The 12,947-nt window shown below is 72.5% G+C and carries 5 protein-coding genes; 1 reads left to right on the forward strand and 4 read right to left on the reverse strand.

Features of this window, described 5'->3' with window-relative positions; all coding sequences use genetic code 11:
- Positions 1-46: 46 nt before the first annotated feature.
- On the forward strand, positions 47-364 hold the full coding sequence (locus ACQPXG_RS29250) for a hypothetical protein (RefSeq protein WP_433462338.1): 318 nt from the start codon (positions 47-49) through the stop codon (positions 362-364).
- A 237-nt stretch (positions 365-601) separates the two neighbouring features.
- On the opposite strand, the gene ACQPXG_RS29255 is transcribed toward ACQPXG_RS29250, so the two are convergent.
- The 4 genes from ACQPXG_RS29255 to ACQPXG_RS29270 form a co-directional block, all read right to left on the reverse strand.
- Positions 602-3,304 carry a family 78 glycoside hydrolase catalytic domain gene (locus ACQPXG_RS29255; RefSeq protein ID WP_433462339.1) on the reverse strand — a complete coding sequence of 901 codons (2,703 nt, stop codon included), beginning with the start codon at positions 3,302-3,304 and terminating at the stop codon, positions 602-604.
- 116 nt (positions 3,305-3,420) lie between these two features.
- Positions 3,421-7,188 (reverse strand): glycosyl hydrolase, encoded by a 3,768-nt coding sequence (locus tag ACQPXG_RS29260; protein WP_433462340.1) that lies wholly within the window; start codon positions 7,186-7,188, stop codon positions 3,421-3,423.
- Positions 7,185-11,144, reverse strand: coding sequence for a family 78 glycoside hydrolase catalytic domain (locus ACQPXG_RS29265; protein ID WP_433462341.1), 3,960 nt, complete (start codon positions 11,142-11,144; stop codon positions 7,185-7,187). Before ACQPXG_RS29265 ends, ACQPXG_RS29260 begins: the two co-directional genes overlap by 4 nt.
- 160 nt (positions 11,145-11,304) lie before the next feature.
- Positions 11,305-12,723, reverse strand: coding sequence for an arabinose isomerase (locus tag ACQPXG_RS29270; RefSeq protein ID WP_433462342.1), 1,419 nt, complete (start codon positions 12,721-12,723; stop codon positions 11,305-11,307).
- Between the last annotated feature and the right edge of the window lie 224 nt (positions 12,724-12,947).

Below are 12,947 nucleotides of genomic sequence, written 5' to 3' on the forward strand. Positions count from 1 at the left end.
GTGGAGCACGGCCGCGGCGACCCGCTTGCGCTCCGGGGTGAACTCGGTGCGTAGCAGCGCCCAGTCGTCGTCGGCCGAGCCCGCCGAGGACAGCGTCGACTGGCCCTTGCCGAGCGTCAGGGTGCCGTCGGCGACCGTGCCCGCGCTGAACGTGCCACGGTCACGGGCGAAGTCCTCGTCGATGACCGCCTTGCCGTCTGGGCCGGTGAAGGTGACGCGGTCCCACCAGTACGCCTTCTGCGGCGACAGCGCCGGACCGCCGTACGGCACGGCGACGGATGCGGCCGACGCGACCTTCCCGCTGTCCCAGACGTATGGGCCGCTCTCCAGACGGGCCGGGGTCGTGGCGAACCGCACCTGGTAGTGCGTCTGCCGCGTCCCCGGACCGAGGTCCGCGACCTGCCAGCTCAGCCTTGGCCTGGCGGTGACTCCGAGCCCGTCCGGCATCAGGGAGGTCAGCAGCCCGGACGGTGTCCGCGCGGCCGGAGGCGCCGCGGACACCGGGCCCCCGGCCGAACCGAGGACGACCGCGCCCGTCACCCCCGCCGCCGACGCCCCGAGGAAGCGGCGGCGGCTCATTCCCTCGCTCATCGCAGCCACCTCAGTGGTCCGAGCGGAACGTGAGGTGCCCGGAGCCGGCTTCGAACACGGCGTAGCCGTCCCTCATGCCGGTCAAGCGGGCGGACCCGGAGACGCGCACGTCGCCGGCCGAGCGGGCGGGGACGTGGATCTCGGCGTGGACGTTCACCGGGACGTCCACGGAAAGGGAGAAGCCGTGGCCGGCCCGGTTCCAGGAGACCCCGATGTCGCCGCGCTGGAGCGGCACCCTCCCGGAGGCGCGGTCCAGGCCGGTCAGCGGTGGCCTGATCCGGACGGCGGCCGAGGCCGGGGCGGTCACGGTGACACCGAGGAGGGTCCGCTGCACGTCCACGAGCGACGTCGCGCCCCACGGGTGGGAGAAGCTTTGCCCGGTCTCGGGCGCATCCCACGACTCCCACGTGAACGTGCCTCCGCGGGCGAGGATGTTGCCCCAGCCCGGCCCCTTGGTGTCGGTGAGGCGGGTGACGACGTCCTCGGGGCGGCTGGAAAGCGCCTCAAGGAGCCGGTGCGCGGTCATCGGCCCCATCTGCATGCCGAGCCCGGCGATGTAGGACTCGACCGTGGCGCGGGTGCCGGCCGGGGCGACGCCGTAGGCGAGCGCGTAGGCGTTGGCGATCTGCGAAGCGTGCGCGCTCTGGCCGCCGTCGCTCTTCAGGCCGTCGGTGTAGACGCCGTCCGGCCGCCGGAGCCTGGCGTTGATGTTGCCGGTGAGCGTCCCGGCGTCCGCGCGCAGCGCCGCCGCGTCACCGGTCTTGCCGAGGGTCTCGGCGGCGCGGGCGGTGGCGTTCAGGACGTCCACGCCGAGGACGTTGATGACGGTGCGGGCGGCGGTGTCCATGTCGTGCCCGTAACGCATGGTCGCGGGCCAGTCGATGATGCCGTACTTGTACTGCCCGGAGCCGCCCTCAAGGTCGGTGACCAGGCCCGTCCCGGACACGATGTAGCGGCGGACGTACCCGGCGACCGCGCTCATCACCGGGTACGCCTCCGCGAGCGTGGACGCGTCGCCGGACTGCTCGTAGTAGTCCCAGACCCAGCCGGGGAACATCTCGGTGTAATCGGGGATGTCGCGCTTGCCGTCTCCGTTCGGGTAGACGGCGTTGAGGCGGCCGTCCGGCCAGTACCGCGCCTGCGAGGCGATGAACTCGCGGATCGCCTGCCGGGTCAGGCGCCGCTCCCCGTAGGCGCCCATCATCGCGAGCGACGTGTCGACCGAGTCGCCGAGGAACTGCCCCTTCTCGCGGGTGGGCGTGTCGAGGAACTGGGACTGCGACCCGTACAGCGCCGACCGCGCCATCAGGTCGTAGGCCGCGTTCACCCCCGCGTTCGACGTGCGGAGAGCGCCCTCGCGCGTCACCTCGTTGTGCTGGAGGACGGCGGAGATGTCGTCCGCCTCGGCGCCGGAGCCCGGGGCGATCTCCAGGTAGCGGAACCCGACATAGGTGAGGGGCCGGAAGGTCTGGTCGCCGTCGCGCTGGGTGTAGCCGTAGCTGAGGTCGGTGTCCTGGTTGTCGTCCTTGGAGCGGGAGACCGTCCCGTCGTCGTTGAGGACGTAGGAGGCGTGCATGTCGACATGCCGTCCGGCGACGCCGTCCCGGAAGCGCACCACCGGTACGGCCGGGATCACCTTCCCGAAGTCGGCGACCAGCGCGCCGGAGTCCAGCCGCGTGACCTTCACCGGCCGGACGGTCCGGTACGTGAGCGCGGTCTCCTGCCCGTGCAGGTGCTTGAACCCGGACGCGGGATGGACGCCGACGACCTGCGGGTCCTGCCAGGAGGAGGCGTCGAAGCCCGGCTTGTCCCACCCGAGTTGCGCGGCGGTCCCGTCGATGTCCTCGACGTAGTCGCCGGCGTCGCCGTTGCGCTTCGGTGCCTTCTTCCAAGGCCCGCGCGTCACCTTCCACGATCCGTCGGTCACCACGACCTGCCGCGTCCCGTCGGCGTGGTCGATCACCAGCCGGACCAGCAGCCCGGGCTCGCCCTTCGGCCGGCCCTGCCCCGACCCGTACCAGTGGTACAGCGCGCCGATCGTGGCGGGCTGCCCGGCCTTCAGCCTGGAGGTGACATCGACGGTCTTGTAGAAGCCGTCGTCGGCGTACTCGAACGCGGGCCCGTGGTCGACGGTCTCCCCGTTCAGGTGCAGCGCGTACTGCTGACCGGCCGCGATGTGCACGCGGGCACGAACGACCTTCGAGTCCCCGACCGTGAAGTCCTTGCGGGCCAGCGTGTAGTCGTCGGCCTCCGCGGTGGTGCGCCGGATCCAGGTGGCCTGCCAGTCCTTGTCGGCGAGCCCGGTGTCGAACGCGGCGGGCCGCGCCCACAGAGAGCGCTTTCCGGAGCCGTCCCAGGTCCGGACCGTCCAGGTGTAGGACGTCTCCGGCGACAGCGACGGCCCGGCGTACTTCACGTACTCCTGGCTCCCCGACCGGACTCGTCCGCTGTCCCAGACCGCCTTGCCGGACGCCTCGCGCACGACGATCTCGTAGGCGCTCTGCACCTCGCCGGGGTCGCGGTCGCGGGGCGTCCAGCCGAACAACGGCGCCCCCTCCACGCTCAGCGGGCGAGCCTGATCCCCGACGGTCAGCCTGGCCGGGGACTGCGGTGCGTGCCCGGCGCGCAGCGCGGCCTGGGCGGTCCCCGGCGGCCCGGCGACGGCCGCCGCGGTCAGTGCGGCGACGGCGAGGAATCCGGCGGAACGTGTCATGTCACGGCGAATCACGAGGGTCGACCTCCAGTTCGTTGATGCGGCTTGCGGTCACCTGCCGGGAGGGCCGGGGCGGGCGGCGCCCGCGGGGGCACCGCCGCCCCGGCCCTCCCGGCCTACGGCCGTACCGAGAACCCGCTCATCTGCACGTTGGCGTTGATGCCGTCCCAGCTCCTGGTGATGTCGAGGCGCACGTAGCGAGCGCTGACCTTGGCAAAGGTCGTCGTCCCGCCCTCCTTGGGCGTGTCGGAGGCGGTGGCCACGGTGCGCCAGGTCCGGCCGTCCGAGGAGACCTGGACCCCGTAGTCGCGCGGCCCGTAGCTGGAGCGCCCGCCCACGACGACCGAGCCGAACTCGACGGGCGCGCCGAAGTCGAGCCCGAAGCGCACCGGGCCGGCGGGTGCGGGTCCCTGGCCGGCGGCGCGTCCCCACGACACCCAGAACGTGCTCGGCGATCCGTCCACGGCCAGCTTGGCCGGGTACCGGTCCTGGCCGGCGTCGGCGACCACGCGCGGGAACGGCGTCCCGCCCGGATTGAGGGCCAGGTCACCGGAGTGCCGCAGGGTCACCGCCGTCGTGGCGGACGGCCCGGCGTCGCTGCGCGCCGTCACCTTCAGGGTGCTCGTGCCGGACGAGACGCCCTTGTCGCGCAGTCCGACGGGCACCGTCACCGAGCCGCCGGCGGGCACCGTGACGCGGCCCCGCTCCGGCTCGGCGCCGATTCCCTCGGCGGCGGACGCGGTGAGCGTCACGTTCGCCGCGCGGCCGGAGGCGTTGGTGACCAGTACGTTCGCCCGGTTGTACCCGCCGTCCGCCAGCGGCAGCTCCGGTTCGAGGGCCCCGGCGGTCAGCACCGGCCGGTCGCCGCCGGCCGGGGTGAGGGTGACGGGCCCGAACAGCCCGTAGTCCATCGGCGTCCGCGACGAGGCGCCGGTGCCGGGCGCGACGCGCACCGCGTTGAGCAGCGTGGAGGCGACCCGCACCGTGATCTCGTTGTCGCCCGGCCGCAGGTACCGGCCCACCTGGACGTGCCGCAGGTCAGCCTGGTTCAGTGCCGGGAGGTCATGCCCGTTGACGTTCACACGCACGGTGTCCACCGGTGTCCCGAGGTCGAGTTCGGCCGTGTCGATGCCCTTCCAGCCGGGGGCAAGGGTGACGTGCGCCGTGTAGGTGCCCGCACCCGAGACGTCCTTGAGATCCACGGGGTGGCCGTTGGCGGTGGTGATCCCCGACCAGGCGGGCAGCGCGCCGTCCGCGCCGGCCTTCACCGAGACCGGGCCGAGCGTCTTGTGCGCGGTATCGCCGGGCCGGCCAGAGGCCCCGGGGCCCCAGGAGTCCACCGAAAGCGACCACTCGTCGATCTTCACCGGCTGCGGGACGGCCGCCGTCCCCTGCCCGGCCGGTTCGCGGGGGCCTTGCGGGTGGCCGGTGAAGGTGGCGTCGTGCCGCGGCGTGACCGCGATGACCGTGGCGTCGTTCCCGGCCAGCCGGACGGGGACGGTGACGGTGCCATGGCCGGACGTGTAGTCCGTGATCGGGGTGATCTTGCCGGTCCAGGTGTCCAGCCGGTAGGGAACGCCGTCGCCGGTAAGGGTGACCGACTGCGCGGTCGCGGTGTTCGTCTGGTTGTACAGGTAGTAGTAGTCGGTGGAGCCCGCCTGACGGCGCACGTCGAGGATCGCGCCCGAGCCGTCGTGCGGCGTGGCGGCCGGCGTGACGTGCAGGCGCCGCAGCGCGTCCGGTGCGTCCGCCTCGCTCGCGACCCGCACCACGCCGCGCTGCCGGAGCAGCTCGGAGACCACCGACTTCAGCCGTGCGTCCTGACGCGCGGCGTCGCCGTTTCCGGGCACCGTGCTCGGTACGTTCCCGGCGATGACGACGGGCAGCCCCTGCCGCGCCAGCCGCAGAAGCTTCTCCGCGGCGTCCACCGGCATCGTCTTCTGGTCGTTCAGCAGTACCGCGTGGTAGGCGGAGCCGTCGCCGAACAGGGCGCCGCGGGAGTAGGAGGCGTCCTTGCGCTGGAGCTGCGCAGGGCTGAGGTACTCATAGGTGTATCCGGCCGACGCCAGCTCCGAGGAGCTCTGGATCAGCTTGTTCGACCCGCTCCCGGTGGTGCCGGTGCCGTTCATGCCGAAGTCCTGCCAGTACACGGCGAGGTCGAACCGGGGCTTGCCCTGCCGCAGCACGAGCTGCATCCGGGCCAGGTCGTCGTTGACCGCGCGGTAGTCGGCCCAGTTCGGGCCGCCCTTGTCGCCCCACGCCTCCGAGTAGGAGGTGTTGCCGCCGTAGGTCATGCCGGGCCAGGCCGACTGCGGGCCGGCGCCCGCGGGCCCTCTGCTCAGATACGGGAAGCCGTGCCAGACGACCTGGTTCACCCCGCCGGCGAAGCCCCGGTAGACCGCCTGCAGGTTCGAGGCGTCCGATCCGGCGCCGGCCGTCGAGCCCCACACCGAGCCGGAGAAGGCACAGCACTCGTCGGACACCACCGGCCGCCCGGACACGTGCGCGCCCGTGGCGACGACCCGGTAGTCCTGCACGTTGCTGTACGCCCCGACCGACTGCCCGAACGCCAGCGACTCGCCCTCGGGCACGTCGATGTGCGAGGCGGCCTCCGAAACGTCCACCGGGATGCCGTAGGGCTGGACGCGGGTGCTGATGTGGTGCTTGTGGGCCCACTCGCGCAGCACGTCGAGCCGGTTGCGGATGTAGAGGTCGCTGAGGGTCTGCCGGTAGTCGGTGCGGACCCGGGCGCCGACGCCGCCGCCGAAGTCGAAGAACGGCCGGTCGGTGATTCCCTGGTCGCCGGCGCCGGCGAGGGCGGGGAGCACCTCGACCGGGGAGTAGCCGCGGAGCTTCGTCCACTGGCCGACGAGCTCGGACGTCCATTTCTGGGTGGAGCCCAGTTCGAGGGAGTCCTCGAACAGGTCGCTCTCGCCCATCCGGGCGAGCAGCTTCCGCACGTCGGGGGTGAGGAAGTGCTCGTCGTAGAAGTCCGTGGTCGCCTTCGCCCCGGCCTTGCCGAACGGGTCGAGGGCGTAGTTGGTGCCGGTCGCGGTGTAGCCGGACAGGGACTGCCCGCTGGGCGTCCGGTAGAAGGCGATCAGCGCGTAGGTGCTCGCGTCGTCGCCGGGGAAGTCGACCGTCAGGCCGCCCTGCGCGTCGACTTTCGGGGTGACGTCGGTGACGCTCGCGCGGTCCAGCATCCGCGGCGCGCTGGAGGACGCGCAGCCCGCGTCGGAGCACTTGGCGACGAGCGCGGCGATGAGCGTCTTCTTCGCCCCGGCGGGCGGCGCGACGTTGAAGTTGGTGGGCAGTTCACCGGACCTGCCGGTGCCGCCCTTGTGGAACTCGTAGGAGAAGACGATCTGCTGCTGGGCGCTCGGATCGTTGACGTCGTCGACCGTGGGAACGGTCGCGGGCCAGCGCGGGCCGATGGTGAAGTCCAGGCCGAGCCCCGTGGCCTTGGCCGCGGCCAGCATCGTCCGGGTCTTCTGCGCCCACAGCGGGGTGCCCCATCCGTAGGTCTTCAGGAACTCCGGGGTGTTGTTGCCGGTGCCCTCCACGTTGAACGGGGCGACCTCCGCTCCGCCGCCTCCCGCATTCTTGATTTGTTCGAGCTCGGCGGCCAGTTCCTTGTCGTCGGTGTAGGCCAGCGGCTGCCACCAGCGGTACTTGGGCCGCACGGAGGCCGGGGGGTCGGCGAAGGTTCCGCTCGTCAGGGCCGGGACGACCGGCCCGAACGACGGAGCGGCCTCGGCGGGGGTCACGCCGGCACCGGCGACCGCGAGCCCGGACAGGGCCACGAGCGCGGCCGCCGGCACGGCGAGCAGCCGGGCTGACGCCCGGCGCGCGGCCGCGGGCGGCAGAGCCCTGAAGCGGATCATGAGGAGTAGCCCTCCAGCTCGATGACGCGGCTGTAGTTGTGGTCGTTGGAGTCGTTGACGACCAGCCGGAGCGCGGACGCGGAGACGGGCGCGAAGGTCTTCTCGACCGTGCCGGCGGTGCTGCCGGCGACGATCGCGACCGTCGTCCACTTCCCGTCCACCTCGGCCTGGACGTCGAAGTCCCGGATGCCGGTCTTCGAGGCCGGGTGGGCGGAGTCGTCCAGTGTGAAGACCTTCACGCGCCCGATGCGCTGCGGTTCGGCCCAGGTGGCGGTGAGGGTGTCGGGGAAGTCCCCGGCGGTGTCGTCGTTCCAGCCGCCGACGCCGTTCAGCCAGACGCCCGAGTCGGTGCCGCCGTCGTTGGTCCAGGCGGGCGAGGAGCCGCTGTGGGTGCTGGACGCCGACATCGTCGCGGTGCGGACGAGGTTGGACGTGACGTGCAGCGGGGCCTGGACGGTCTCGTCGTCGACCGTGACCGTGACGGTCCCGGCGGCCCCTCCGCCGGTGTGCCCGATCGTGACCGGGACGTCGGTCGAGCCGCCGGCCGGGATCGTGACCCGCGCCCCTGCCGAGGCGGTGAAGCCGTCCGACGCGGAGACCTTCACCGGGACGGTCACGGCGTGCCGCTCAAGGTTGGTGACGCGGAAGCGGGCGGCCACGGACTTCCCGTCGAGCACCGGAATGTCGACGCCGAACGGCGGCTCGACGGCGAGCTGGGTCCGGTCCTGCTGCACGGCGCCGGGCGTGTGGACGGTGAACGTCCAGGAACCCGATCCGACCTCGTACACGGCCCGCCCGTCCTGGACGCCCAGCGACCGGGCACCGGCCGGGGCCGTCGCGCCGGACGCGCCGAGCAGCGGGACCTCGACACGGGCGGGCGCGCCGGGCGGGACGGTGACGTCCAGCCGCAGGTCGTGCCCCGACCGCCGCCAGGAGCTGGACACGGTGCCGCGCGGCGTCGTGTACGCCGACGAGGCGCGGGTCAGGTCGCCGACGACGGCGGGCCGGACGACGAGCTTCCCGAAGGCGACCGAGTCGCCCGACTGCCCGATCCCGGCGAGGCCGGCGCCGAACCATTCGTCGATGGCGCCGAGCATGAAGTGGTTCTGCGAGCCGTAGCCCGTCGGTCCGTCCCAGTACTCGGTGAGGGCGGTCGCGCCGTGCACGACCTGGTAGCCGTAGCTGGGGTCGGTGACCTGCTGCGCGACGGCGAGGATGACGTCGTCGCGGCCGGCCGCCGACAGTGTCCGGAACACGGCGGGGAGCGCGATCTCCCCGACGGTCAGGTGGTACCCCTTGGCCTTGATGGACGCGACGAGGTGGTCGAGGACGGCCTTCTCCTGGTCGTCCGGGACGATGCCGAGGTCCAGCGCGAACGCGTCCCCGGCCTGGCTGCCCGACCCGTAGGTGTGCCCTGCCTCGTTCAGGTACTCGGCGTTGAAGGCGCCGGCGATGTCGCCCGCCAGCTTGCCGTAGCGGGCGGCGTCGTCGTCCTTGCCGAGCAGCTTCGCGATCTGGGCGAGCGTGGCGGCGCTGCGCTGGTAGCCGTAGGTGGCGGCCACTCCGCGCGGCGTGGTCTTGTCGACGGCCGCCCAGTCGCCGAGGCCGTAGTCGAGCAGGTTCCCCTTCGCCTTGGACGTCAGGTAGTCCAGGTAGCGCTGCATGTTCGGGTAGAAGTCGCGCAGCGGGGCGGTGTCGCCGTAGGTTCGGTAGTGCTGCCAGGCGGCCATGATGATCGCGCTGCCCCAGTTGGGGTCGTCGCGGACGCCGCCGGAGAACTGGACGTACTCGGGCGCGATGTCGGGGACGAGCCCGTCCGCGGTCTGCGCCTCGGCCATGTTCCGCAGCAGCGCCGGGTAGTAGGCCGCGACGTCGTAGTTGCGGGTGACCGACCCCTGGACCAGCTGGGTCTCCTCCAGCCAGCCGAGCTTCTCCCGGTCCGGGCAGTCGGTGAGGATGCTGAACATGTTGCCCTGGATCGACCGGTCGATGATGCGGTGGATGCCGTTCAGCAGCAGGTCGGAGCTCTCGAACGATCCGGCGGAGGCGTTGCCCGCGCGCAGGATGACGGCCGACACGGCGTCCTTGCCCGGCTCGGACGGCAGGCCGGTCACCTGGAGGTAGCGGAACCCGTGGTAGACGAACCGGGGATGCCAGGTCTCGGTGCCCGATCCGGCGAGCGTGTAGTGGTCCTCGACCGGCGGGCTCTGCGCCCCACCGGCGATCATGGTGCCCTGCTCGACGAGACCGTCCGCGCCGAGCCGCTCCCCCGGCTTGAGCGTCAGCGTCGTGCCGCGCGAGCCGCGGACGCGGATCTCCGGCCACCCGGCGACGTTCTCGCCGAGGTCGAAGACGTAGGTGCCCTTCTTCGGCCGGGTCACCCTGACCGTCTCGCGGCGTCCGACGGGGACGATCGCGGGCGACATCCGCGAGGTCAGCGCGATGCCGGGGTCGGGCGCCTCGGCGGCCGGCCGCCAGGAGTCCAGGTTCGCGGACGGCTCGTCCCAGCCCTTCTGCGCGAGCCGGGCGTCCTCGTCCTCGCCGCCGTACCAGTGGGTGAACGTGGTCGGGCCGAGGTCGGTCCGCCAGGACGAGTCGGTCGCGACCCGCGTCGTCGTCCCGTCGGCGAGCGTGACCTCAAGCTGGGCGAGCAGCTTCGGTGAACCCTGCTGGCCGACGTACTTGGTGTAGCGGTCGCTCGTCGCGGTGACGTTGTAGGTGCCGTTGCCCAGCCGGACACCGATCGCGTTGCCGCCGCGCCGCAGCAGCCCGGTGACGTCGTAGGCGGCGTACTCGGCGCGCTTGCGGTAGTCGGTGTTCGGCGGTTCGAGGACGGCGTCGCTCACCGGGCGGCCGTTGATGGTGGCGTCGTAGATGCCGAGCGCGGTGATGTAGAGCCGCGCCGACCGCACCGTGTTCTTCAGGGAGAACTGGCGGGCGAGCAGCGGCAGCCGGGGCAGGTCCGTCTGGTAGGCGGGCGGCGGTTCCTGGCCGGTGACGGTCTTGGCGGTCGCGAACGGGCCGTCCGCCGATACGGACGTCTGCAGCGCGTAGTCGACGGGGAAGTTCGGTGTCTTCCCGTCGCTCGTCATCACGTCCGTGCGCGGGTACAGCTTGACGGACGAGATGTCCTTGGCCGCGCCGAGGTCGAGCTGGAGCCAGATGTGATGCCCTGGGTCCTGCGAGGCGTAGGTGGGCCCCGTGTACCCGAAGGGCGCCTTCTGCGTCGTGACCGACCCGTCGGTGATGAACTCCGGCATCCATTTGCCGGGGTATTCGCGGACCTCGGAGGCGGTGACGGCCGCGCCCTTCGCCACGTTCGTCCCGGACGGGTCGAGCGCCTCGATCTCGGCGAGCTGGAGCCGGGACACCAGGGAGCTGCCCTCCTTGATCGGCAGTCCCAGCTTCGTGACGTCCAGCCGCAGGTAACGGGTCTTGGTGTCGGCGGGCAGCGCGACCGTGACCGGGGTGGGCGCCCGGTTCAGCCACCGGTCGTCACTGATCCACTTGGCGGACCAGTCGTCCTTGGCGAGCAGGCCCGTCTCGAACCGGGCCGGGGAGCTCCAGGCGGACGCGCGCCCGGAGCCGTCCCAGACCCGGACCCGCCACCACACCTGGCGGCGGGACGTGAGCACCGTGCCCCGGTAGACGGCGTTCGCCGTGCCGGAGGCGACCCTGCCCGAGTCCCACAGGTCGGCGTTGCCGAGCCCGTCGCGGGACGTCGCCGCGACCACCTGGTAGGCGGTCTGGGCCGCGCCGCGCCCGGCCGCCGACAGGCGCCAGCTCAGCGTGGGCGTGACGTCGCCGACGCCGACGGGGCCGTCGAGCGCGTCGGTCCGCAGCCCGGTGGCCCGGAGCCCCGCCGCGTCCGCGCGTGCGGGCAGGGCCGTGACGGCGGTGAGCAAGAGGCAGGAGAGCACCGGTACGACGGCCCGGGTCGGGGGGATTCTGCGCATGGACGAGACGTCCTCTCGGAGCTGTGCGGGGTGGGGTGGGACGGCGTCCGTTTCCCGGGCATGCCGAGCAGAACCCACGGCCGTGCGGGTCGGCCGTTGGCTTTCGCCCGTCATCGCCTAGGAGCGGATCCCCCGATCACGCCAAGAGAGAGTTGTTCCGTCAGGGATTCACTTCGACCAGTTCGATCTCCAAGAGGTCGGCGAGGGCCTTCAGGTCGGCGATGCGGTGGCCGGTGCCGAGGGCCCAGTGGTGGGAGATTCCGGTGGAGCTCCACGCGTCGGTCCATTCGCCCGGATCGCAGCCGAAGTCGACGCGGGACGTGGTGTTGCCGATCTGCAGCAGCGGGCCGTCCACGGTCTCGCCCTCGGAGGCGGCGAACGCGAACCGGCCGTCGCGGCGCTGGATGACGCCGAACGCGGTGACGGGGCCGTGCTTGACGTCGAACTCGACGGACACGCCGTAGCCGCGCTTGCCGTGGTAGACGCCGAGGCCGCGCAGCAGCGGGCGGCGCGCGCTGATCGCCAGGTGCGCGGGCCCGTCGTGGCCCATCTCGACGTGGCCGCGGTGGAAGTCCAGGGCCTGCAGCTCGGTGAACGAGCCGCCCGCGCCGAGCCGGTCGGCGATCAGCATGGCCAGCGACGTGCGCAGCTCGTACTCGCCCGCCGCCGGGATCCCGCGCGCGGTGAGCAGCGACGCGCCGAGGATCATCCCGGCGCCGAGCCGCTCGTGCACCTCGCCGTCCAGGCCCCGGTGGTAGTAGGCGAGGCTGTCGAGCTCGAAGTCCTCGGCGAGGCGGTCGAGGCCGACCGCCACCCGGGCCGCCCAGGTGAGGTCGTCGACGACGACGGACGCGTCCAGCTCGAAGATCTTCTCCGCCTCGGCCTTCTTCGCGGCCGTCTCGGCGTCGGTGACCTTCTCGACCCGGACGCGCAGGTCGTCGAACTCCAGCACCTCCACGTGCCCGCCGAAGTTGGCGCTGACGAGGGTGAGGTCGGTGGAGACGTCCAGCATCCCCGGGTAGAGGTGGCCCATCAGCCCGTGCCGGCCCCGGCGCAGCGCGGCCCGCACCCCGGCGGCCCGCACCCAGCGGCCGATCTTCGCCCAGGCCCGCTCGTCCTCCAGGTACCCGGAGACGGACCGGAACGGGACGCCGCAGCGCGCGAACGCGTTGGCCATCTCCGGGAGCGGGCAGGCGCCGCAGTAGGCGAGCCACTGCCCGGTGTCGAAGGTGGCGTGGTCCATCGACTCGGTCGGCTGCAGGTTGATCAGCAGGACCGGCGCGTCCGCCCGCTGCGCGACCGGGACCAGCATCGTCGCGGTCATGTACGTGGTGAGGAAGCCGACGATGATGTCGCAGCCGGCGGCGCGCAGCTTCTCGGCGGCCGCCGCGCCCTCCTGCGCGTCGGAGATGAAGCCGACGTCGACGACCTCGGCGCCGAGCCCGCGCATCCGCTCCGAGACGCGCTCGGCGGACCGCTTGAGCTGCGGCAGCAGGTCCGGGAACTGCGGCCAGTACGCGCCGAGACCGCCGGCGACGAGGCCGACCTTCACCGTCGGCGGGGCCGTGTTGTCTGCCATTCCTCTCCTCCTGTCTGCGGACGGGCCGTGAGCGCGCCCGGAAACGTGATCACCGACACGTCGGAGCGCGCGAACCTTCCGGCCGGGCGCATCGTTCTCCTATTCGGGTTCACTTTGGTCGAGCGGGCCCGACAGGGACGGTCGGCGGCCCGGGTGGGGACGGTGCGGCGACGGCGATGTGAGCGCCGGCGCCGCGCGGTCCGGGCCGCCGGCCGTTCTTCCCT

This window comes from Spirillospora sp. CA-128828 (assembly GCF_050945415.1).
In the GTDB taxonomy this organism is placed as follows: domain Bacteria; phylum Actinomycetota; class Actinomycetes; order Streptosporangiales; family Streptosporangiaceae; genus Spirillospora.

Bases quoted from the DNA above. Each gene is read 5' to 3' on its own strand.
- ACQPXG_RS29255 (WP_433462339.1), bottom strand. From the start codon at position 3,304: ATGACACGTTCCGCCGGATTCCTCGCCGTCGCCGCACTGACCGCGGCG.
- ACQPXG_RS29260 (WP_433462340.1), bottom strand. From the start codon at position 7,188: ATGATCCGCTTCAGGGCTCTGCCGCCCGCGGCCGCGCGCCGGGCGTCA.
- ACQPXG_RS29265 (WP_433462341.1), bottom strand. From the start codon at position 11,144: ATGCGCAGAATCCCCCCGACCCGGGCCGTCGTACCGGTGCTCTCCTGC.
- ACQPXG_RS29270 (WP_433462342.1), bottom strand. From the start codon at position 12,723: ATGGCAGACAACACGGCCCCGCCGACGGTGAAGGTCGGCCTCGTCGCC.